This is a genomic window from Parafrankia sp. EAN1pec (genome assembly GCF_000018005.1).
In the GTDB taxonomy this organism is placed as follows: Bacteria; Actinomycetota; Actinomycetes; order Frankiales; family Frankiaceae; genus Parafrankia; species Parafrankia soli.
The window spans coordinates 3,241,537-3,263,545 of sequence record NC_009921.1 but is presented as its reverse complement, the minus strand read 5'-3'; the positions used below and the strand labels follow the sequence as shown (position 1 = coordinate 3,263,545).

General features: G+C 70.4%; 16 protein-coding genes and 2 pseudogenes. 4 read left to right on the top strand and 14 right to left on the bottom strand.

Features of this window, described 5'->3' with window-relative positions:
• The first annotated feature begins 5 nt into the window (after positions 1–5).
• The 3 genes and pseudogenes from FRANEAN1_RS13440 to FRANEAN1_RS13430 all read left to right on the top strand — a co-directional run bounded on the left by FRANEAN1_RS13440 (position 6) and on the right by FRANEAN1_RS13430 (position 2,369).
• On the top strand, positions 6–296 hold the full coding sequence (locus FRANEAN1_RS13440; RefSeq protein ID WP_020459004.1) for an IS3 family transposase: 291 nt from the start codon (positions 6–8) through the stop codon (positions 294–296).
• Positions 293–1,096, top strand: a complete 804-nt coding sequence (locus FRANEAN1_RS43310) for an IS3 family transposase (protein ID WP_063748341.1) — start codon at positions 293–295, stop codon at positions 1,094–1,096. The genes FRANEAN1_RS13440 and FRANEAN1_RS43310 overlap by 4 nt, the downstream gene beginning before the upstream one ends.
• A pseudogene (locus FRANEAN1_RS13430) lies at positions 1,018–2,369 on the top strand (IS30 family transposase). Before FRANEAN1_RS43310 ends, FRANEAN1_RS13430 begins: the two are co-directional and overlap by 79 nt.
• Here the strand turns inward: FRANEAN1_RS13430 and FRANEAN1_RS13425 are convergent.
• The 6 genes and pseudogenes from FRANEAN1_RS13425 to FRANEAN1_RS13405 all read right to left on the bottom strand — a co-directional run bounded on the left by FRANEAN1_RS13425 (position 2,266) and on the right by FRANEAN1_RS13405 (position 9,574).
• Positions 2,266–3,006: an IS3 family transposase gene (locus FRANEAN1_RS13425; RefSeq protein WP_020460337.1), complete on the bottom strand. Its 741-nt coding sequence runs from the start codon at positions 3,004–3,006 to the stop codon at positions 2,266–2,268. The pseudogene FRANEAN1_RS13430 and the gene FRANEAN1_RS13425 overlap by 104 nt on opposite strands.
• Complete coding sequence (locus FRANEAN1_RS13420; protein ID WP_020459004.1) at positions 3,003–3,293, bottom strand: IS3 family transposase; 291 nt, start codon at positions 3,291–3,293, stop codon at positions 3,003–3,005. The genes FRANEAN1_RS13425 and FRANEAN1_RS13420 overlap by 4 nt, the downstream gene beginning before the upstream one ends.
• A 352-nt stretch (positions 3,294–3,645) precedes the next feature.
• On the bottom strand, positions 3,646–7,653 hold the full coding sequence (locus FRANEAN1_RS13415) for a TIR domain-containing protein (protein WP_347177124.1): 4,008 nt from the start codon (positions 7,651–7,653) through the stop codon (positions 3,646–3,648).
• Between the two features lie 487 nt (positions 7,654–8,140).
• Positions 8,141–8,365, bottom strand: a complete 225-nt coding sequence (locus FRANEAN1_RS40955; protein WP_157472623.1) for a hypothetical protein — start codon at positions 8,363–8,365, stop codon at positions 8,141–8,143.
• Between the two features lie 81 nt (positions 8,366–8,446).
• Positions 8,447–8,847 (bottom strand): annotated as a pseudogene (locus FRANEAN1_RS13410) (C40 family peptidase); the annotation flags it as partial.
• A gap of 346 nt (positions 8,848–9,193) precedes the next feature.
• Positions 9,194–9,574 carry a helix-turn-helix domain-containing protein gene (locus FRANEAN1_RS13405; protein ID WP_020460334.1) on the bottom strand — a complete coding sequence of 127 codons (381 nt, stop codon included), beginning with the start codon at positions 9,572–9,574 and terminating at the stop codon, positions 9,194–9,196.
• Positions 9,575–9,671: 97 nt separating this feature from the next.
• On the opposite strand from FRANEAN1_RS13405, the gene FRANEAN1_RS13400 reads away from it, so the two are divergent.
• A complete protein-coding gene (locus tag FRANEAN1_RS13400; protein WP_020460333.1) occupies positions 9,672–10,547 on the top strand; it encodes an NAD(P)H-binding protein in 876 nt (291 codons plus the stop codon).
• 118 nt (positions 10,548–10,665) lie between these two features.
• On the opposite strand, the gene FRANEAN1_RS13395 is transcribed toward FRANEAN1_RS13400, so the two are convergent.
• The 8 genes from FRANEAN1_RS13395 to FRANEAN1_RS13360 form a co-directional block, all read right to left on the bottom strand.
• Entirely contained in the window at positions 10,666–11,664 is a 999-nt protein-coding gene (locus FRANEAN1_RS13395) for a C40 family peptidase (protein WP_198145499.1), read from the bottom strand.
• 39 nt (positions 11,665–11,703) lie between these two features.
• The gene (locus tag FRANEAN1_RS13390; RefSeq protein ID WP_020460331.1) at positions 11,704–12,720 is read right to left on the bottom strand and encodes a replication-relaxation family protein; all 1,017 of its coding nucleotides are present in this window, start codon (positions 12,718–12,720) and stop codon (positions 11,704–11,706) included.
• Between the two features lie 16 nt (positions 12,721–12,736).
• Positions 12,737–15,247, bottom strand: a complete 2,511-nt coding sequence (locus tag FRANEAN1_RS13385) for a TraM recognition domain-containing protein (RefSeq protein WP_041255829.1) — start codon at positions 15,245–15,247, stop codon at positions 12,737–12,739.
• A gap of 34 nt (positions 15,248–15,281) precedes the next feature.
• The gene (locus tag FRANEAN1_RS13380) at positions 15,282–17,174 is read right to left on the bottom strand and encodes a DUF87 domain-containing protein (RefSeq protein WP_020460329.1); all 1,893 of its coding nucleotides are present in this window, start codon (positions 17,172–17,174) and stop codon (positions 15,282–15,284) included.
• Positions 17,171–18,496 carry a PrgI family protein gene (locus tag FRANEAN1_RS13375; RefSeq protein ID WP_020460328.1) on the bottom strand — a complete coding sequence of 442 codons (1,326 nt, stop codon included), beginning with the start codon at positions 18,494–18,496 and terminating at the stop codon, positions 17,171–17,173. Before FRANEAN1_RS13375 ends, FRANEAN1_RS13380 begins: the two co-directional genes overlap by 4 nt.
• A 9-nt stretch (positions 18,497–18,505) precedes the next feature.
• A complete protein-coding gene (locus tag FRANEAN1_RS13370; protein WP_020460327.1) occupies positions 18,506–20,656 on the bottom strand; it encodes a hypothetical protein in 2,151 nt (716 codons plus the stop codon).
• 3 nt (positions 20,657–20,659) lie between these two features.
• A complete protein-coding gene (locus tag FRANEAN1_RS13365; protein ID WP_347177123.1) occupies positions 20,660–20,977 on the bottom strand; it encodes a pilin in 318 nt (105 codons plus the stop codon).
• 68 nt (positions 20,978–21,045) lie between these two features.
• Positions 21,046–21,861, bottom strand: coding sequence for a hypothetical protein (locus tag FRANEAN1_RS13360; RefSeq protein ID WP_347177122.1), 816 nt, complete (start codon positions 21,859–21,861; stop codon positions 21,046–21,048).
• Positions 21,862–22,009 lie beyond the last annotated feature (148 nt).

Sequence of the window (22,009 nt, the reverse complement as noted above, 5' to 3'; positions counted from 1 at the left end):
GATAGTTGACGCAGAGGCGCAGGAAGTTCTCGCCTGAGTTCAAGGACGAGGCCGTGAAGATGGTGATCGAGACATCCCGTCCGATCTCCCAGGTCGCGGTTGAACTCGGCATACTGGAGGGAACCCTGGGAACTTGGGTCGCCGCCTACCGGCGAGCCCACGCCGACGAGGAACCACCGCCCACCGTCGACGAACGCGCCCGGCTACGTGAACTCGAGCGGCAGAACCGCGAGCTGCGCATGGAAAACGAGTTCCTGAAAAAAGCCGCAGCGTACTTCGCCAAGGATCATCGGTGAGCGACACGTTCGAGTTCATCGATGCGGAGTACGCCGCCCGCACCACCACGAACACCAGTGCACCAGCGCCGTCGGTCATCCAGATGTGCGCCTGGCTTAGTGTCTCCCGTTCGGGTTTCTACGAGTGGCGTGACCGCCCCGCCTCCGCGACCGCGACCCGCCGCGGCGCACTCGCCACACTCGTCGTTCGGTCGTTCACCGCCTCCGACGGCACCTACGGCTACCGCCGTGTGCACGCTGACCTGCTCGCCTGGGGCCGCCCCTGCAGCCCCGAGCTCGTCCGCGCCCTCATGCGCGAGCAGGGCCTGGTGCCCTGCCAGCCCCGCCCCTGGCGACACACCCTGACCGAGCCCGGCCAGACCCCGGCCGCGATCCCCGACCTGCTGCAGCGCGACTTCACCGCCGACACTCCCGGAACCAAAATGGTCGGCGACATCACCTACATTCCCACCTGGGAAGGCTGGCTGTATCTCGCGACCGTCATCGACTGCCACACGAAAGCCGTCATCGGCTGGGCAATGGACGACAACTACAAGACCGGGCTCATCGAAACAGCCATCACCATGGCCGCCCGTAACCACCAGCTCACCGACGGGGCGATTTTTCATTCGGACCGCGGAAGCAACGGCGGATTCAACTGGTCGTCGCAACACCTCGATCCGGAGGTGTGGGAATGGGACGGCCGGCGGATTGGACCGAGACGGTCACGGGGCGGGCGGGGATGCGGTCGCCGGGGCGGCCGCCGGTGGCGCGGTGGGAGCATCAGCAGCGGTTCTGGGCGGCGATCGCGCGTGGGCTGAGCAGCGAGGATGCCGGTGTCGCGGCCGGCGTGTCACCGACGGTCGGGAGCCGCTGGTTCCGCAACTGTGGCGGGATGCCCCCTTCGGACTTCCCCGCCCCTTCCGGTCGATACCTGTCGTTCGCGGAGCGGGAGGAGATCGCCCTGGGTCGTGCCCGCGGGGACAGCATCCGCCGGATCGCGCGGGGTTTGGGCCGGCCTGCGTCGACGGTGTCGCGGGAGCTGCGGCGTAACGCCGGTACCCGCGGCGGGACGCTGGTCTACCGGGCCACGCTCGCGCAGTGGCATCGCGACCGCCGGGCCGCCCGCCCCAAGACTGCCAAGCTCGCAGGCAACGAGCGGCTGCGGGCCTATGTGCAGGACCGGCTCGCCGGGCCGGTCCTGCGCGGCGACGGCACGGTGGTGCCCGGCCCGTGGACGGCGCCGTTCACCGGCAGGAACAAGCCACACCGCCAGGACCGCCGCTGGGCCAGCGCGTGGAGCCCGGTGCAGATCTCGCGGCGGCTGCGGGTCGATTTTCCCGACGACCCGGCGATGCGGATCTCGCATGAGGCGATCTACCAGGCCCTGTATATCGAAGGGCGGGGGGCGTTGCGCCGTGAGCTGGTCGCGTGCCTGCGCACGGGCCGCGCGCTGCGGGTGCCCCGCGCGCGGGCCGGGCGGCGCCGCGACGGCATGGTCACCCCCGAGGTGCGGATCGGCGTCCGGCCTGTTGAGGCCGCGGACCGTGCGGTCGCGGGGCACTGGAAGGAGATCTGATCATCGGGTTGAACCGGTCCGCGATCGGCACGCTGGTCGAACGCACCACCCGGTCCACGGTCCTGCTGCACCTGCCCCGCATGGACGGCTACGGCGATGAACCACGGGTGAAGAACGGTCCGGCGTTGGCGGGCCGCGGCGCCGACGCTGTCCGGGACGCGATCACACGAGCGTTCGCCGTGCTGCCCGAGCAGCTACGGCGGACCCTGACCTGGGACCGCGGTAAGGAGATGGCCGGACACGCCGCGCTGACCGCCAGCACGGGTCTCGGGGTCTACTTCGCCGACCCGCACAGCCCCTGGCAGCGCGGCACGAACGAGAACACCAACGGCCTGCTACGCCAGTACTTCCCCAAGGGCACCGACCTGTCTCGCTGGACCCGGCACGAACTCGCCACCATCGCCGCGACCCTCAACGACCGGCCCCGCAAGACCCTCGACTGGAAGACCTCCACCGAAGCGATGAACAACCAGCTACTCTCACTCCACCAACCCGGTGTTGCGAGGACCGGTTGAGTTCGGTGTTGCTTCCGCGGTCCGAATGAAAAATCGCCCCGTCGGTGAGCTGGTGGTTACGGGCGGCCATGGTGATGGCTGTTTCGATGAGCCCGGTCTTGTAGTTGTCGTCCATTGCCCAGCCGATGACGGCTTTCGTGTGGCAGTCGATGACGGTCGCGAGATACAGCCAGCCTTCCCAGGTGGGAATGTAGGTGATGTCGCCGACCATTTTGGTTCCGGGAGTGTCGGCGGTGAAGTCGCGCTGCAGCAGGTCGGGGATCGCGGCCGGGGTCTGGCCGGGCTCGGTCAGGGTGTGTCGCCAGGGGCGGGGCTGGCAGGGCACCAGGCCCTGCTCGCGCATGAGGGCGCGGACGAGCTCGGGGCTGCAGGGGCGGCCCCAGGCGAGCAGGTCAGCGTGCACACGGCGGTAGCCGTAGGTGCCGTCGGAGGCGGTGAACGACCGAACGACGAGTGTGGCGAGTGCGCCGCGGCGGGTCGCGGTCGCGGAGGCGGGGCGGTCACGCCACTCGTAGAAACCCGAACGGGAGACACTAAGCCAGGCGCACATCTGGATGACCGACGGCGCTGGTGCACTGGTGTTCGTGGTGGTGCGGGCGGCGTACTCCGCATCGATGAACTCGAACGTGTCGCTCACCGATGATCCTTGGCGAAGTACGCTGCGGCTTTTTTCAGGAACTCGTTTTCCATGCGCAGCTCGCGGTTCTGCCGCTCGAGTTCACGTAGCCGGGCGCGTTCGTCGACGGTGGGCGGTGGTTCCTCGTCGGCGTGGGCTCGCCGGTAGGCGGCGACCCAAGTTCCCAGGGTTCCCTCCAGTATGCCGAGTTCAACCGCGACCTGGGAGATCGGACGGGATGTCTCGATCACCATCTTCACGGCCTCGTCCTTGAACTCAGGCGAGAACTTCCTGCGCCTCTGCGTCAACTATCTTCCCTCCCGGATGGGACCCCATTCTAGTAGGGGCCGCTGTCCGGAATAAAAGGGGCGCCCCACTTGCGGGTCCTCGATAGGGGACATGGGGCAGCTCGGCCTCGGTCAGGATTCTAGTGGTCGAGGGTGAATCAGTCGGTCCGGCGGGTGGGGGCGCGTCACGGCGGGCCAACGGGCACGGCGGTCTAGCCGGAGCCCGCAGGACCTCCCACGGTGATCATTATGGCCTGACTCGGGATCGGCGAAATACGAGAACGGGTTTCGCTGATCACTGATAGTCAACCGTGCCCGCTCGCATGGTGCACGGCGCCTCAACCGCGAGCGGCGGGCAACCTCCGAGATCGCGCTACCGGGCGCCGGTGGGGCACGTTTCCCGATATCGCTCGCCGGGCAGGTAGCGGGCCCATTCTTGTCGATCCAGACCGCGGCCTGCACGTTGGCAGGCTACCTGCACTGCCTCGCTTTGGATGTGCTCGATCACAGTGGTGTCCCACAGCCGCACTGCCCCGTCGTCGCCGCCGGTGGCCAACAACCCATCTGGACCGAAGGCCGCTGCGTTGGCCGAGATGGCCTCACCGTTCGGGTCGGTGAGCGGTGTGCCGAGCTGGCGGGGCGAAGTCGGGTCGCCAATGTCCCACAACCGCACCACTCCATCACCACCGCCGATAGCCAACAATCCGTTTAGGCTGATCAATACAGTGCGGATCGGGAAACCGTCCATGGGGTACGAGGCGGAGTATGAGAGCGTGGCGCCAACGAGGTGGGCCGACGTCGGGTTCTTCGTGTCCCACAGCCACACTGCCCCATCAGATGCGCCGATGGCCAGCAGCCCGCCCGGGCCGAACGCCACTGCCCCGACCGGGTTGGATGGTCCGGATCGCAGGTCGACCGGGGTGACGGGGCTGGTGAGCGGGATGCCGAGCAGGCGGGGCGAGGTCGGGTCGCTAATGTCCCACAACCGCACCGCCCCGTCACTACCGCCGCCGCTGGCAAGCAAACCGTCTGGGCCGAACGCTACGAGGTCAGAACTGCCGCCGAACAAGTAGCCCGGCTCCGTGGAGGCGCGCGAGGTACTGAGGAGGCGGGGTGAGGCCGGAGTTTTCGTATCCCACAGCCGTACCGTCCCGTCGTACCTGGAGACGCTGGCCAACAAACCGCCTGGGCCGAAGGCAACCTCGTTGTCCTCGCCTATTGAGTCGGCGCTGCCGGTACGCGGGGCGCTGAGGAGGCGGGGCGAGGTCGGGTCGCTGATGTCCCACAGCCGGACCCCCGTGTCATAGCTGCTGGTGGCCAGCAGACCGTCTGGACCGAAGGCCACCGCGTCGACAGCGAACCGGCCGGTGAGGCCGGAGGGGAGGGTACCAAGCAGGCGGGGCGGGCCATGTCGGCTGGTGTTCCACAGCTGGACCATTCCATCACCGCTGCCGGTGGCCAGCAGGCCATCCGGTCCGTAGGTCATCGTGACTGCGCGGGCCGTGCCGGTGAGCGTGGTGTCGAGAAGGCGAGGCGAGGTCGGATGCTTGGTATCCCACAGCCGCAGGGCTCCGTCGCTGTCGCCACTGGCCAGCAGTCCGTCTGGACCGAACGCCACCGCGGAGACCAGGCTGACCGCGCCCGTGAGCAGTGTGTTGAGAAGGCGGGGCGAGGACGGGTCGCTGGTGTCCCAGAGCCTCACGGTCCCCTCGCCGCCGCCGGTAGCCAGCAGACCGTCTGGACCGAAGGCCACCGCGTAGACCGGGCCGACCAGTTCTGCCGTACCGAGGGAGCGGGGCGAGGACGAGTCACTGATGTCCCAAAGCCTCACCTGCCCGCTGCCGAAGCTGGCGGCCAGCAGTCCGCTCGGACCGAACGCCAGTTCCACGTCGAGGCGCCCGCCGCCCTCTTCGAGCGCGGCGTCGCTGGCGGCAGGGCTGAGGGTATCGAGGAGGCGGGCCGAGTTCGGGTTGTGGATATCCCATAGCCGCACCGCCCCGTCGCTGCCGCCGGTAGCCAGCAACCCCTCTGGACCGAGCGCCACGCTCCCGTCGGAATCAGTGAGCGGGATGCCGAGGAGGCGGCGCGCGGTCGGAGTTCTCGCATCCCACAGCCGCACCGCGTCGCCGGCGCCAATGGCCAGCAACCCGCCCGGACCGGACGCTAGCGAGAGCGTGCCGGCTGTGTCGGTGAGCGGCGGCGCACCGAGGAGGCGAATCGAGTCTGGGTCGCTGGTGTCCCACAGCCGCATCGTCCCGTCGGCGCTGCCGGAGGCCAGCAACCCGCCTGGCCCGACCGCCAACGCTGCGATGGGGCCGGTGTCGCTCGTGTGGGTGGTACGCAGGTAGGGGGTGCCGATGAGGGTCTGGAGGAGGTTGCGGCGGGCGGCCTGCTCGTGGGTGGGCACGATGGCGTGGGCGGCGACGGCGAGGCGCATGGCGGTAGTGGGATCGGTGTCGCGCCTGTTGTCGGCGAGGGTGAGAAGCCGCTCGGCGACGGCGGTGCGTCGACGGTCGTCAGCGGTCTGCCTCTGTAGGTAGGCGGCGATCCCGAGGCCCGTGGCCGTCATAGCCAGGACGGTCAAGAGCGTGAACCCGGTGAAGAAGCGGCGGCGGGCTTGACGCCGGCTGATGGTCAGGAACTGCCGGCCGGCCAGGGTGAGGTCGTCGTGGATGAGGACGTCGAGGACGGATGTTGCTCTGCTGTAGCTCCACAGCAGCGCCGGTCGCCGGCCAGCCTGCTGCCAGTCTCGGGCGGCGGTCTCGACCTGGCCGCGCTGGCGTAGGCGTTCGGCGTCGTCGGCGATGGCCTGAGCGAGCGGCGGCCAGGCGGCGAGGAGCCGCTCGTGGGCGACCTCGACAGTGACCGGCCCGTCAGGGGTGGCATCGAGAACGAGCAGCCGGCCGGTGACGAACGGGACCAGTGCGGCCCGCGTGGCGTCGGACAGCTGACCGAGCGGGACGCGCCTGCGCGTAGGCCGCCCGCTGGTGTCGACGGTGACGAGCCCCAGCAGCCCGGCCAAGACCTGCTGTCGAGTGCGGCCAGTGGCCTCGGCCGCGGCGGCCAACGCGGCCTCGGCGTGCTCGACGAGCGCTTGCTGAACTCCGCCGATCTGCTCGTACAGCGCCGCGGAAAGCACGTGGGTCGCCACAGCCTGGGCAGCAAGGTGCAGGCGTTGGAGGGTGTAGGCGAGCAGAGGCAGGGCGAGGCCATCGCCGGTGTCGGCGACCATATGGGCGACGAGTTCATCCTCGATGTGCAGCCCGGACATCCGTGCCGGTTCGGCGATCACCAGCGGAAGCAGGTCCCGCGACAGCGGCTGGAGCGTCTCGGCAGGAACGGACAACCCGATCGGGGCGGTCGCGTCGAGGAGGGCGTCGAGGTACTCCGAGCGCAGCGTCGCCACCACTCGCACCCGGGCACGGTCCGCAGCGGCCAGCAGGATCAGAAACCGGTCCCGGTCAGCGGGGCTGGCACGCACGAGTAGCTCCTCGACCTGGTCGATGAGCAGGAGTAGCCAGCGTGCCGGCCGGGCAGCGGTGAGGAGCTCGGCGGCGACCCCGCCGACGTCGGCGGGGTCGGCCAGCCTGCGCGTCAGCGTCTCGGCGTCCCAGTCCAGACCGGTGCGTCGACCAGCGTCCGCCAGCACCACCGCCAACGCCCGTATCGGCTGGTCGCCAGGGGTCATCGGCGCCGTCACCAACCAGTCCGCCTCGCCCGCCATGCGCGGGGCCAAGCCGGCAGCAACCAGCGACGACTTACCACACCCCGACGGGCCGACCACCACGATCAGGCCGCCTGTCTCAGCCTGGGCGAGCGTTCGGTCCACCAGATGACGGGTCGCCGCTTCCCGACCCCGGAACACCGCAGCGCGATTCGTGTCGAACGCCGCCAGTCCCGGAAACGGCGACAGCCGCGGCTCACCGCCGCCGGTGACATACGGGTCGGGGAAATCAGGCGCTGCGCTGGCGGGAAACGGCGGCGGACCGGTCGGCTTCTGCCGGGAAGCCGCAGCCGCGCCGAGCAGCCGCTCGCGGGCGGTGTCCTCGTCCAAGCCGAACAGGGGCACCCCGACCAGCGGACGCAGCAGCCCTGGCTGCGGACAGTCCTGCACCTGCACGACCACCAGTCGGCGCTTCGCTCCGGTCGGGTCGTCAACCCAGACAGCCTGCCACTGCGCGCTCTCCATCGCCGAGACCAGATACGCCGACGACATCACCGCGATCATCTTCGCCGAGGTTGCGAGCACCCGCTGCGTCTCGGTCACGATGTTCGAACCGCTGGTGAAATCCCAGGCCCGCAGTCTGATCCGGTAGCCGGCGGCCTCCAGCTGCCAGCCGATCCACTCCGCCCACTCCTGATCCGCCGCCGCGTACGACACGAAAAAATCGGTCGTGTGACCGGTCCGGTCCGTAGTCGGTTGGCCGTACCCCGTGACCATGCACACAGACTGCCACAAGCCACCTCAACCACGGATGCACCCCAAAACCGACCAATGACGCCCTGCACGTCGAGGCCAACCCCGCGGAAGGCGACAGATACCCGAGCAACGACAACCGCTGCCACAGCACTCGCCACCGTTGAGTCCGACCACCCCACCGCGCCGGCTGCACTCGACCCCGGTCAGGCTTCGGCCAGTCGACGGCACCGGGTTCACTGCCGGTCGCAGTGACACGTCTTACCCAGAGTGGAGAAGTCACCACGACTTGGCCGGCGCAGCCACTGCATCCTTTGCCGCGCGGAGCCGATGTCCGAGACGGTGCGACCGTGAAAGATCTGGCGGTGAGGGTAAACCAGGTTCGGTGGCGTCGGCCGGGCGCTCGGCTTCGCCTCGACAGTCACCGCCGGGGCATCGAGCACCTCGCCGCTCAGCGGTCCAGAACCGCCCCGAAAGCACGAGCGGCGCCGTGATCTCTGCCCGCCAGCGTGGAGACAAGCCCGCCATCGTCGGCGAGGCTGCCGAACATTGCCACCTCAGGATCGAAATGTGCAACCGTTGCGTCAAGCACAAGGTGCGCAGCGCCGGGCAGATCGGCACGTTGCGCTACCGCAGCTTCCTGTTGCATCCGATGCGTCATCGTTGCATCGAACATCGGCGTCCGCGGTTGATCGTCGGAGGGCGACGTGTCACGATACGCTCGAAGTTGGACGCCCCGAAAGCCCGGCTTGGTCGCTTATCGCCGCTCGTCGGATGTTGCATCTGGTTCGAATAAAGCTCGTTTTCCCGGCCTTGTCGCTCCGAAATAGTCATCTCCTTCCACCTGTACAAGGCGATCCTGACGACCTTGTTGTCTCCCGGCGCGGTGATCATCTGCCCGTTGCCGATGTAGATCGCGACGTGGTGGATGTTGGTGGCGGTGCCGTAGTAGACGAGGTCTCCGATCTGGAGCGGTTCTCCAGGTGGGACCACGGGGCCGGCCTCGTACTGGGTCTGCGCGGTGCGGGGCAGGTCGATCCCGGCGGCGAGGTAGGCGGCCCTGGTGAGCCCGGAGCAGTCGAAGCCGCCTTCGGCCGGGCCGTCCCCACCCCACAGGTAGGGGATGCCGAGCTGGCCTTGGGCGTAGATGACGGCGGCGTAGCCGGCGTCGGACGGGGCGGTGTCGGACCCGAAGCCGCCGCCGATCGAGCGGTACTTGTCGGCCGACACCTAACACTTCAGCCAGCCAGCGCGGTGACTTGGACGCTGAAATCTTCAGGGCGCCATCTTGCGGACCCACTGCAAAGTTGGATCATTCAGTAGAGTCGTGAGGTCGCGACACCGACGGGCCTATGCCGCGTGCTTGCCCGCGACAACGTCGGCAAGAAATCATCGATTCACGAAATGAAGGATGATCAGCTCCGTCGCTAACTGACCGCAAACGTTTAGATGTCGCGTTGATTGACGGAGGTTGATTGGTGGTGACGGTCCACACTTCACTATTCTAGGCAGCTGTATTGGCATCGAAGCTGGCCTGGGCGGCATCGAGGTCCGATTTGTGGGCGGCCGCCCATGCGCCCAGCGCACTGACGTGCGAACACAGCGTCCGACCAAGGTCGGTGATCGCGTAATCGACGCGAGGCGACTTGGTTCCGTAAACGGTCCGGTCGATCAGACCGTCGCGTTCGAGTGAACGCAACGTGCGGGTGAGGATGCGCCGGCTGAGTCCCTCGATGGAACGATCGAGCTCGTTGAAGCCGTGACTACGTCGTACCAACAGGGAAAGGACGACGACGCTCCACTTGTCACCGACTCGACGCAGGACGGCGAGTGCCGGGCATTCGTCGCGGTCCTCGACCGTGACAGTGCCAGCGGGAGGGGACATAAATGTGCCTTCTTCACGAGCGGTGGATGGCTCCTTACCGTACAGCCACCATGTCCACGCACCGCGACCACCGCGCCTACCCCGACGAGGAGACTCCATGATCATCGTAACCGGAGCATCCGGGCATCTCGGCCGCCAAACCATCCGCGAGCTGGTCGGGCGCGTCGAGGCGTCGCGGGTCATGGCCGTGTCTCGCACACCCGGCACGCTGATCGACCTCGGAGTTGCCGCGCGGTTCGGCGATTTCGACGACCAGGACTCGCTCGTCGAGGCCTTCGACGGGGCTGAACGGGTCCTGATCGTCAGCGTCACCGGAGCCGACCGGTTCCCCAGGCACCGGCGAGCCATCGACGCCGCGGCTGAGGCCGGAGTCGGGCACATCGTGTTCACGTCCTTCAGCCGTGCCGACGAACCGGACAACCCAAGCCCCCACATCGACGAGTACCGTGCCACCGAGCGTCATCTGGTCGCCGCCGGAGTCCCCTTCACCGCGCTACGGTTCAACCTCTGGCCGGAGACCATGAACGAGGTGGGAGTGGCGGCCCGGGCCGTCGCCAGCGGAAGGCTGCCCAGCAACGCCGAGGACCGAAGAGTCGGCTACATCACCCGAGACGACAGCGCGGCCGTGTGCGCCGCCGTCTTGGCCCAAGGCACGGATTGTGAGGACCAGGGGCGGTTTCTGGAGGTGACCGGTCCCGCCGGGGTGACCGACGCAGAGGTCGCCGCCGCCCTCGCCGAGGCCACCGGCCGACCGGTGCGACATCAGCCGGTCGCCGACGACGAGATCATCGCGGCGCTGGTGGCGATCGGCCTGGCTGAACCTTTCGCCCGGGGATGGGGCGCCATCGGCATCGCCAAGCGAACAGGCTGGTTCGACACAACCACCCGACAGTTCGAAGCGCTCACGGGCCGGACGGCGACCTCGGTCGCCGAGTTCTTCACCCGTCAGCGGACGATACTCCTCGGCGGCTGAACTCCACGACGGCCATCTTGACGGCGGCTGATACGTGATGACTATTCTATGGTCGTTGATTGTTCGGTTTCGATTCCGCATGCCGGCAACCCTGGCGGCGCGGTGAGACGGGCCAAGTTTAGAGGCCCCGCGGTGTTGCGGCACCGAGATAGACATCTGATCCCCATCGTGCGCCAACAGTGAAAGGGAAGGATTCGACGCGGACGGCGGCGCCCTCGTGGGGAGCGTCGACCATCATCGTTTGACCGGCATGCATTGCCAGGTAGATGCCGACATGCGTGACGGTGTTTGGACCCGTTCCGAAAAACACGAGATCCCCAGATTGGAGCGGCGGCCCGGTCCGCAGCCTCGGGGCAGCGTCATACTGGGCCTGTGCGGTACGGGGCATCTGGATGCCCGCCGCGGCGTACGCCGCGTGCGTCAGCCCCGAGCAATCGAACCCCGGATCGCCGTTGCCACCCCATACATAAGGTTTACCGATCTGCTCGCAGGCGAAGATCACTGCAATGAACGCGGCGCGGCTACTGAACTGGTCGGTTCCGGACTGAACCGTTGACTGAAATGTAGGGCACGCTACTGAAGCGTTCGAGTTCGGTTGAGAGTACTGAGTGGCCTGGGTGACGACCTGCGCGATGTAGGAATCGTCATGGTTGTACGCCCATAAGGCGCCGGTCAGGTCGGTGGCGACATGGTTGTCGCACAGGTAGAACGCGGCGGCGTAGACAGCGTCCTGGGCGTTGTAGAGCGACGGCGGGTTCGCGCCGCCCGCCGGGAGCGGGTGGTGGGCGACGACCTCGGCGAACGTCGGGGCGAGGAACTGCATCGGACCGCCGGCCCCAGCGCTGTTGGTGCCGCTGACCACACCCGGCAGCCGACTCCGACCATGATCGGATTCGACTTTGCCGATGGCGGCGAGGGTCGTCCAGGACAAACCGGGGCAGGTCGGTGCGGCCTGCATGTAGAGGTTCAGGTAATCGGGCGGGATGTCGTCGAACGCGGTCTGACTGGGACTGCCGCCGCTGGAGCAGCCGAGGAACCAGCCGAGGACCGGCAGGCACAGGACCCGTTCGGCCACCCCCGCGGCGGCGGCCCCCATCATCACAATGAGAAGGATCACCGCGGCGACGGCGCCGGCGAGGTACTTGGTCGTGGCCGCTCACCCCCCGGTATCGCTGGGAGGCATCGGCGTGGGTGGACGCAGGCCCGGCCCTGCTGGGGTATCACCCGATCGGCCGTCGAGCGGGTCGGGGGGTCGTAGCCGGGGCCAGGCGGAGGTGAGCTGTTCGAGGGGGAGTCGGCCGCCGCGGGTCGTAGTCAGGGGCAGCCAGCGGGGAAGCGTGGGATCGAGCTGGGCGCCGGCGGGTGCGAGGGTGGCGGCGGTGGTGGCGACCGGGACCATGTCGGGCTGGCCGAGCCCGGTCAGCGCCGCGGCCAGTGCGCGGCGGGCGTTGGTCTCGCGCCCTGCGGTGGGGAACCAGAACAGCACCGGAGTACTGATCCTCGTCGCCGCGGCGAGCCGCCCGTAGTCCCCGATCTTCAGGGCGAGCCGGTTGAGCTGTTCGGTCGCCCAGTCGAGTTCGAGGAACCATTCGATCTCGCCTCGTGCGGAGGTCCAGCGGCCGTAGGCGTCGGGGCGGACGAGGTCCCCGAAAGCCTGCTGGCAGCGGGTCTCCGACCACCAGGCCGTGAGGGTGCCGGGTGGCGTGGGGCGGCGGGCGTGGGCGATCAGGGCGGTGAAGAAGCCGTTGACCGCGACGGTGTGCGCCAGCCGCAGGGAGTGCGCGATGGCCATCGCGCGGGTATGGCGATAACCGGTCTCCTTCAACTCGATGCTGTCCTCGGCGGCGAGCACGCTGGCGCCGGCGATGTCACAGACGTAGTGGGCCGGAGGCTGTCCCTGCCCGACGGGGACCAGGGGTTGGAAGCGGTCGAGGACCCGCCACCGGTAGAGCTCCAGGAGCCGGCGGTTCGCAGCCCGCTGGGTGGACCAGCCGACCTCGACGATCTGGTGGGTGGTCAGTACCCGGTGCTCGTGGGCGAGCCGGGTGATCCACCTGTCGCGGGGGGAGAGGTGGCGGGCGAGGTAGGTGACCAGCGCGGCGTCGGCGACGACCCGGCCGGGGGCGCGGGGCGGGATGCGCAGGGCACGTTGGGGATGTGGGTAGGCGACCATGAGATCTCCGTGGTGGTCAGCGGGCGGATCGGCGGGGGTCGGCCTGCGGCTGCGGGGCCGCCGGGTCCGGCGGCGTCGGTGTGGGGGTGGGCGCGCGGCGGCGCAGCTCGCGGCGGATCTGCGCGGCGCGGCCCGGTACCGGGGCGGGGAGCTTCTCGGTGCGCAGCGTGAACGCCGGTGCCTCTTCGCCGACGACGACGAGGCGGGTGGCGGCATGGAAGCGGCCGAGGTTGGCCAGGTCGTGCTCAGACAGGCGAGGCTCGACGTGGCGGACGAGCCGTTTCGCGTCCGCGGGCGACATCGTGAAGTAGATCTTGCTGCGGGCGTTCGCGGCGATGCTTTCTTCCAGGTGCCGGGGCAGCTGGGCGAGGTTCTGGTGCGCGAGAGTGATCCCGAGTCGGTAGCCGCGGGCGGCGGCGAGCATGTCTTCCAGCGCGTACGGAAGCGTGAGGAAGTTGTGTGCTTCGTCCAAGTACAGGCTGGCGTCGGGTCGCTTTCCCTGGGGCATGCGGGCGCGCCGGGTGGTGGCCTGCCAGACGGCGGACACGACGATGGAGCCCATGAGCGCGGCGGTCTCGACCCCGAGGGCGTCTTGGGCGATGCGGACCAGGCAGACCCCGCCGTCGTTGAGCACGGTGTCCATGTCCACCGTCGAGGGGCCGGCGGCGATCGCGGCGCGCACGAACGGCCGTAGTAGGAACCCGCGGAGTTTGTTCATCAGCGGGGCGACGGCATGCGCCTGCGCGGGTTCGGAGAGTGCTTCGTACCACTGCCAGAAGCCGGCCAGGATGTCGTTGCCGTCGCCTTTTTTGATCTCGCCGACGAGGCGCTGCCGGTAGGCGCCGTCGGTCAGGAGCCGGGGTAGCTGGGTCAGGACAGGGACCTCGGGTTGGGCGGCGAGGGTGAGCAGTCCGGCGCGGAAGATGTCGTCGGTCCGTGGGCCCCAGGACTCGTGGTAGACCCGGGAGAAGATGGAGACCAGGTTGTCGACGGCGCGTGTCCGGTCGGGCTGGTCAAGCGGGTTGAGGCACGGCGGCCGGCCCGACGATTCGGCGTCGAACAGGACGAGGCGGTCGACGGCGTCGAGGGGGTAGCGGGCAAGGATGTCGATGACCTGGTCGCCCTTCGGGTCGACGTTGACCACGCCCCGGCGCGCGGCGACGTCGTCCAAGGTCATGCGGGCGAGCAGTTCGGACTTGCCGGAGCCGGTGGCGCCGAGGATGTGTAGGTGGTGGCGGGCGTCGGGAACCCGCAGACCGACCGGGCGGGCATGTCCACCGTCGGAACGGCCGAGTGGACGGACATTCGGCGCGGCGCCAGCGACGCCGGGTGGCGGGGCGACGGCTTTCGCGCCGGCGCGTTGCAGGCCGGGAGTCGCCTCGTCGACCGGCAGGTGGGCGAGCACGCCGACCTCGGCGACGGACAGCAGGTCCCCGCGGCCGAGGTGGCGCGCGGCGAGGACGGGCAGCGGGCGGCGCACCCGGGCGCGTTGGAAGTAGTTGTGCTCGCCGTAGGCCGCGAACGCCGAGGCGATCGCGTGTGCCCGGCCGCGCAGCTGCCCGCCGACCCGCGCGGCGGTGTCCTCGTCAGCGGTGTCGTCGAGAACGGCGACGACGGTGTAGCGGACACGGACCTCGAACTGGGCGCCGCGACCCTTCGTGACGATCGCGCGGTCCTCCGCCGACAGCGCGAGCGAGGTCTGATGATCGACCTTCGTCGGTGCGGGGGTCCGCCGAGTGCGCCGGGTTCGGCCCGTGTGGGGGGTGAGCAGGTCGAGCAGCCCGCCGAGCAGGGTGGCCGAGCCGCCAGCACGCACGCGGCGGGCTGACCGGCGGGCTTTGGCGACGCGGCGGCCGGTGACCGGCCGGGCCAGGATCTGCACGACCGCCCGCTGGGTGCGCGCCAGCCCGCCGGGCGCGGCGAGCAGTGCACGGACCGGGTCAACGTCATGATCCGTACGGATCGGGAGCGCTTCCGGCCGGCCCAGGCGGAGTTCCCCGCCTGCGGCCAGCAGCCGCCGGCCGGGCCGGGCCAGGACGGGCAGCGGCGCTCGGGCAGGGGTGGTGCGGGTGTGGGCACCGGGCCAGGCCGCCTCGACGGCCCTCTCCACGAAGCCCTCGGGCACCACACCGGGGACCCAGATTTGGATGCGGACCCCGTCGGCGTCGAACAGGTACTCCCACACGAGGTGCGGCTGGCCGACCAGCCGTCGCCAGGACGGGCGCAGCAGGCCGAGCAGGTTCGCCCACAGCGCGCCCGCGCCCGCCGGGTCGACGGTGGGCGGGGCCAGGACGGTCACGAGGCGGGCGCCGGCGGTGAGTCGTTGCTGGTAGCGGCGGCGTAGCCGCCGGCGCAGGGTGAGCAGGCCGGCGGCGGTGAGAGCGACCAGCGGGCCGGCGACGGGTCCCCAGACCACGGCCCAGGCACGTAGGTGGCCGAGCAGCTGGTGGAGGAAGCCGGCGGGGTCGGTCAGGTAGGTCGTGAGTGGCGACGACGGCGTGGTGGCCGCCGCGGCGAGCAGGTCCATGGTCACGATCTCCATGCGTCTCCAGCGGTGGCGGTCAGGCGGGGTCGAGGTAGATCTGACCGTCGGGATCGATCGGGTCGTCTGATATGGCGAGATCGAAGAAGCCGTCGTCGGCCCCATCGGTGTCTGCCGCGAGTTCGGCCGGGTTTGTCGTGATCAGGGCGTGTTCGACCCCGGAGGCGAGGGACTGGAAGGCGACTCGCTGTGCCCCGGCCGCGAGGAGTCCCTGTCCGCGGTCGGCGGCCAAAAGGAACTGCCGTTCGCCCTGGGACAGGTCAAATACGGCGGTGATCTCATCGATCGCCTGCGGTGCCTGCCGTAGCAAGATCTGGGTGGCGGCGTTCGTGACGATCGCCCGGCCGAGATCGGTGGCCAGCACGTCAGCCGTGTCTTGGGTGGCGACGGTGAGCCCGGCCCAGTACTTCCGGGAGGACTTCGCCATCCGGAACAGGAAGTCCGCACCGGCGGGCTGGCGCATGAGCAGCCACGCCTCGTCGACAATGACCAGGCGGGGCCGGCGGTCGGCGGGGTTGGACACCCGCCGCCAGATCGCGTCCAGGACGAGCAGGGTGCCGATGGCTTTGAGCTCGTCGGGCAGGTCGCGCAGCGAGTAGACGACCAGGCGGCCGTCGCCGGGCGCGCTGGTGGGGCCGTCGAACAGGCCGGAGAACGCCCCCTGGGTGAAGGGGTACAGCCCGGCGGCGAGCGCCGCCGCCGGGCCGGTGGAGCTGGCCAGGGTTGCGGCCAGGTCGGCCAGGTCGGTCAGCAGGGGTGCTGGCCGGTTCCAGCTGCGCGGGTCGGAGCTGATTCCGGCCGCCTGGTAGGTGGCGGTGATCGCCGCGTCGAGGGCTGCCCGTTCGGCCGCCGTCATTTCTCCGACCAGCACGGAGATCACGGTGTGCAGGAACAGGCTGCGCCGCACCAGCGCGTCGCGCGGCGCGGTCCGCCGGCCGTCGGGAGTGGTCTGAATAGGCAGGTCGAACGGGTTGATCCGTACCCCGTCGCCACCGAGATGCAGGTAGGTCCCGCCGACCGCGGCGGCGAGCCGGGCGTATTCGTCTTCCGGGTCGACGACGTGGACCTCGATGCCCCGGTACAGCGAGCGCAGGAGTTCGAGCTTGACCAGATAGGACTTGCCGGCACCTGAGCGGCCGAGGATGACCGCGTTGTGGTTGTCGACATCCCCGAACCGGTCCCAGTGCACCAGCCCGTTGCTGGCGACGTTGAGCCCATAGAGCACCCCGGTCGGGGCCAGCGAGGTCGGGTCGGGCGGCGGCAGATCAGGTGAGGTGAACGGGAACGCCGCGCTGAGGGCGGTGGTGTCAAAGGTGCGGCGCATCCGCACCTGGTCCAACCCCAGCGGCAGGGTGCTCACCCAGCCTTGCAGCGACCGGTAGCTGACCGGCTTGGCATCCAGCAACAGGCTGGCTGCGAGCGCCCGCACCGCCGCGACCTCGTCAGCCAACTCGTTCTCGCTGGACGCGTGGACGGTCAGGTAGAGACCAAGCCTGAAGAGTTTCCCTTCGCCGCGGGCGACGCGGGCGGACAGGTCGTAGGCGTCCTCGGTCGCCGCCTCGACCTGTGGGTCGACCAGCCGGCCCTTCTCATCGCCGAGCTGGCGGCCGGACTCCAGCTTCGCCAGCTGCCGGCGGAGCCGGTTCGCCGCGGTGACCGGGTCGATCGGCTCGACATGCACCGCGACATCCACCCGGCCCGGGTAGGTCACCAGCGGGGCGAGCCAGCCCGCGTGGACCTCACGCGGATAGCCGGTGATCGCCATCGTGGCAAGGAAGTCCCCGCCCACGTCCAGGTGGCGGGGCGCGATCGACAGCGCGTCCGGGACAAAGGCCGCCGCTGCGGCGTCCAGCGGCCCTGCCGACGGGCCGGGGGCCTGCGCCGAGGTGCGGCGTCGGGATCGTCTGCTCATCGGGCCTGCCCCCTGCGTCGCGTGTGTCGTGCTGGCCGTCGGGAGCCGCCCTCGGATCGCCCGGCCGGCGGGCGGCGGACGGGTGGGTCCCAGAAGTCCGGGTCGTCGGCGTCGGACAGGCCGTCCCCGTCCGCGTCGTCGAACCGGTCGTCGTAGCCGGGGCCGACAGCCGCGCCCGGGTCGTCGAACCCGGCGTCGTCCGGAAAGCCGCCGTCGTCGGTGTCCGGCGGATAGGCCGGGTAGCTGTCGGTGGGCTCGGGAAAGTCGGCGGTGATGACCTCGTCGGGCGCGGCGAGCGCGGCCGGTGGTACCAGGCCGGCGGGGTTGCAGGCGGCGGCCAGCACGCTGGTCGCCGTGCCGGCGTCCAGGGGGGTGATGACGATCCCGGCGGGGGCGAGCAGGTCGGTGGCCTCGGCGAGGCGGCGGGTGAGCCGGGTGTGCGCGGCACGACGGGCAGCGGCTCCGGCACGGCGGGCGTCGCGGACCGCCGCCCGCCGGCCCGTCCACGCGGCCAGCGGGGACGCGCCCCCGAGCCCATCGACCGGGCCGGCGGTGACGAGTGGTTCACGCAGCACCAGCAGCACCTGACGGGTCAGCAGCTGCATCTCGACAGCGAGCTGGCCCAGGTAGGTGGCGTGTTCGCGGGCGGCGTGCGCGAGCGCCGGGTGGGGCAGCTGCTCGGCGGCGTCGTCGAGCAGGTGGATCTGACCGGACAGGTCCGCGGGCATCGCCCGCACCAGGATCTGCACCGGCGCGGTGAGGGAGTGCAGGTAGCGGGCGAACACGGCGACCAGCCCGTCCTGCTCCCCCGGCGTGCGCAACGCGAAGTTCACCGTGCTCGCGACCGCGACCACCGCCAGGCCGTCCCCGCCGAGGTCGATCACCCCGACCCCGGCCTGGCCGGTGACGGTGCGGGCCGGCAGCCGTAGCGGCACCGCGCTCTGACCGCTGGCGGCCGGTCTCCGTTCATCGGGGCCGCTGGTGGCGCGGGCGGCCAGCCACGACGGCGGCGCGATCACCCCTTCGGGGGCGTTGATCCGATGCCGCGGGCTGGTGCGCTGGCGGATCGCGGCGACCAGCAGCCGGTCCAGGGACAGCCCGTCATGCTGGCCGAGGACGAGGACACCGGCGCCCACGGCGACCGGCACCGCCAGCACGGCGAACACCGGCAGCGGCAGCGGCAGCAGGGCGCGGGTCGCGGCCCAGCCCAGGTAGAGCACGGTGCCGGTGAGCGTGAGGATCAGGACCTGGCGGGCGGTCAAATTCGCCACGATCCTGTCCTCACGATCAACATCAGCGGGAATCCTTACCGGATGTGTCATCGGGGCTGATCACTTTCCGTTGCGGGGTGGGCGGGGGCGGCGGGGCATGTTCGGCAACAGCTGCTGCCAGTAGCGCGGCGGGACCGGCCGCGCCGGCGAGGTCGGACGGGATGCCGCCCGCGGCACAGGCGGGGCCGGCCGGGTGGGGCGTGGGGTGCGCTGCAAGCCCTCCAAGGGGAGGGCGTACTGGCCGGTGCGGTCCGGGCGGATGCCCCGGTAGGGGTCGAACGGGAGCTCCGGCTGCCGGGCCTTCGGCGGTGCTGGCCGAGACGGTGCCGGCCGGCCGGGACCTGACCGGCCCGCACCAGCCCGCGCCGAGGCCGGACGCCGGGCAGGCGCAGGGGCCGCGGTCGGAGAGCGGGGCTGGTCGACCTCGAACGGCAGCAGTAGCTGGCCGTCACGGTCCACCCACGCACCGCCGTCGCGGGGCAGGTACCGCCCGCCCGGGGCGACGGCTTGGCCGAACGGGATGGTCAGCTGGCGGTGCCGCAGCCGGGACCGGCCCGCCAGGCCCGTTGGCCGGGGCGGGCGGGGCGCGCCCCGGGCCGGTCCCGGCCGGCGGACCCGGGGCACCCTGGTCAGCGGGAGGAGTAGCTGCCCGTCGGCATCGGCCTCGACATGGTGGTACGGGTCGGACGGTCCGCTTCCCGGGCCTCCGCCCGGCCGGCCCCTTCCGCGTCCACCCCGACCCCGGCCGCGTCCGCCGCGGCCTCGGCCGGCCCGTGAGCCCGCGCGTCCGGCGCCGCCGCGTCCGAAGCGGCCACCGAGGAATCCCAGCGCCCGGCCTATGACGTAGGCGCGCACGACCCGGCCAAGAATGCCGCCACCACCGTGGCCGATCCGCGGCATCAACCAGAACGGAATCTTGAACAGGAAGTAGATCAGGGTGATCGCGGCCAGCAGGTTCACGACCCCGTCCGGCGTCGGGCCGAAGATGGTGAACCCGCCCGGAGTGAAGAACACCTTGAACGAGGCGATCAGGACGAACGACTGGGCGATCTGGATACCCAGGCAACCGAAGAACGCCCGCCACCACCAGAACGCCACCTTCTCGGTCAGCGGATGGCCGTGCCCAGCCAACGCCAGGGGTGCCGCGCCGATGAGCGCCACCTCGATGACGACCCGGGCGATATAGGTACACAGCAGCGCCACGACCGATCCGGCGAGGAACAGGCCAAGGAAGATGACGAAGATGCTCTTGCCGAAGCCGCCGGGCGTCGGCACGATCGCCACCAGGATGATGGTCTTCAGCTGCCCGGCGGCGGTGTCCGGGTTCAACCCCTCGCTCAGGATCGCGCCGGGTAGCACGTTCGCGATCTGGATGGCCTTCGTCGCCAGGAACTGCGACAGCCCGGCGGCGAGGAAACCGATCGGGATACGAGGGGCGACCTCTTTGATCGAGATACGGGACTGGACCGTGCCCAGCGCCATGACCGTGATCCCACCGAACATGATCAGCGTGCCGTAGGCGGCGACGCTGATCGCCCACGACGTCGACCACAATTCCCCGATCGCGGGAAGCTCGGACGGTTCTGGGGTGGTCAGCAGCGTGCGGCCGAGGAGTTCCAGTAGCGGGTTGAGCGCGGCGGTCACCAGAGTTCGGAAGAACGCGGTGATGGCGTCGTTGATCGCGTCGGTGATCCACCCGACGATCCCGCCGCCATCGCCGCCGGTGTCCGGCGCCGGGGGTGTTGTCTGCGGCCTCGGTGGCGGCGGGATCTCCGGGGTGGTGGCGCAGTCCGGGTTGTCGGCCGGGCACGGCTCGGCGGGACCGTCGTTGCCGCCATCGTCGGGCGGGGTGTCCGGAGTGTCGGGCGCGGGCGTGGCATCCCCGCCGGAGGGAGCCGGCGTGGCCGGCGCTTCCTGGCCCGGCGGAACCGGGGACGGCCCAGGCTGCGGGTTCGGGGTGGGACCGGTAGGGGCGGGCGTGTCGGTGGACGGCGCAGGCGCAGGAACCGGTGGCGCGGGGGCCGCGGAGGCTACCGAGGGAAGCACGACAACCAGCAGCAGCGTGAACGCCGCCGTCCCGGCCAGCAGCAGCCCCCGGCAACGCCCGCGGTCGCGGCGCCGAGACAAACCCAGCCGGCGGCGCGTCTGACCAGGCGACGAACCCGCCGTGCCGGACGGCAGGACGCGGCGGCAGGAGGCGGCAGCGGTCACGGCCTAGCCCCCGACGATCTGCTTGAGGATCCCGACGACGACCGGCGCGAGCGCGGCCAGCCCGTAACCCCAGCCGGCGTTCCGGAATGCGTCCTTGGCCTTGCCGACCTCGCCTGGCTCGCCGTTCGCGATCAGGTAGCGCACGCCGCCGATCGAGAGGAACACCGTCGCCAGCAGCGCAAGAATCCCCATGATCCAGTTGCGGATGTTGTTAAGGACCGCATTGAGGTCCTTCGCCACCGGCACCCCGGGGTCAGGCACCTGAGCGAGGGCCGCCGCGCTGCCGGCCAGGACGAACACCGCCACGACGGCGACGAGCAAGACCGCCCGACGCCATCCGACCCGCCGGGCCGGACGCGGGACGCGGATGTGCTCTGGTGGGGTCGGGCTCATGCCAGCACCCCCGCGACCACCGAGGGCACCCCTACCGGGTCGGGCGCCATGGTGGACCTCGCGCCGCTGGCCGGTGGGTCGGGGAGTGGGGTGCGAGGTTCGCCCGCGTGCGCATGCCCGCGGTGGCTGGTGAGGTAGTCGACCAGGCGCTGCTCGGCCCGGTCGCGCAGCCGGTAGGCGGTGCGGGCCGGGGTGGCGTGGCGGGCGGCCCAGGCGGCGATTGGAACGTCGTCGAGTCGGGTCGCGGCGACAAGGGCGGCCTCGGTCTCGGTCAGGACCCCGTCCGCGACCGCGCCGGCCAAGACCTCGTGCGGACCGTCCGCCTGGGTCTGGGCGACGGTGCGGGTGTGGAACAGGCCCGGGTCGGGATGGGGGGTCTCCAGCGACTGGGTGAGGAGGGCCAGGCCGGCGCGGTAGGCGGCCCAGCGCAGCCGCACCGCGATCCGCGGCAGATCCAGACGGATCGTGGTCAGCGCGGACAGGAAGCCGGTCAGGACCTCGGCTTGCACGTCGGCCGGGTCAACGTCGTTGTGCTCGCCGAGTCGGGAAGCCACCGCCCGCAGAGCGGGTAGCGCCATCCCGGCGGCACCGATCGTCCACGCGCCGCCACGGGCGCGGGCGCGGCGGGTCACCGCCTTCCAGGCGGCGTCGCTGGTGGCCTGCGGGCAGGAACGGGCCAACAGCCGGTCGCGCAGCTCGTCCAACGGCACCAGCCGGTCCGGCAGACCGGGCACCCGTGTGCCGTCCAAGGCGAGCGGGTCGGGGTCGGTGACCAGGAGCGCGAAGCAGTCCCGCAAGGTTGCCAGAGGCAACGCCGGCGCGTTCGCACCGGCGGGTCGCGCAGGAGAGGAAGACGTTTCGTCGGGCATTGTTCGCCGTCCTTCGGGCGTCGCGGAATTCGGACAGCCACAAGGACGCCACATCAAAGACAGCAAAAAGACAGCGCGATCTCCCAGCGAA

What these genes read in the sequence shown, in the direction of transcription:
- FRANEAN1_RS13375 (WP_020460328.1), bottom strand. Translation starts at nt 18,496, where the DNA reads ATGACACATCCGGTAAGGATTCCCGCTGATGTTGATCGTGAGGACAGG.
- FRANEAN1_RS13380 (WP_020460329.1), bottom strand. Translation starts at nt 17,174, where the DNA reads ATGAGCAGACGATCCCGACGCCGCACCTCGGCGCAGGCCCCCGGCCCG.
- FRANEAN1_RS13390 (WP_020460331.1), bottom strand. Translation starts at nt 12,720, where the DNA reads ATGGTCGCCTACCCACATCCCCAACGTGCCCTGCGCATCCCGCCCCGC.
- FRANEAN1_RS13385 (WP_041255829.1), bottom strand. Translation starts at nt 15,247, where the DNA reads ATGGACCTGCTCGCCGCGGCGGCCACCACGCCGTCGTCGCCACTCACG.
- FRANEAN1_RS13400 (WP_020460333.1), top strand. Translation starts at nt 9,672, where the DNA reads ATGATCATCGTAACCGGAGCATCCGGGCATCTCGGCCGCCAAACCATC.
- FRANEAN1_RS40955 (WP_157472623.1), bottom strand. Translation starts at nt 8,365, where the DNA reads ATGTTCGATGCAACGATGACGCATCGGATGCAACAGGAAGCTGCGGTA.
- FRANEAN1_RS13405 (WP_020460334.1), bottom strand. Translation starts at nt 9,574, where the DNA reads ATGTCCCCTCCCGCTGGCACTGTCACGGTCGAGGACCGCGACGAATGC.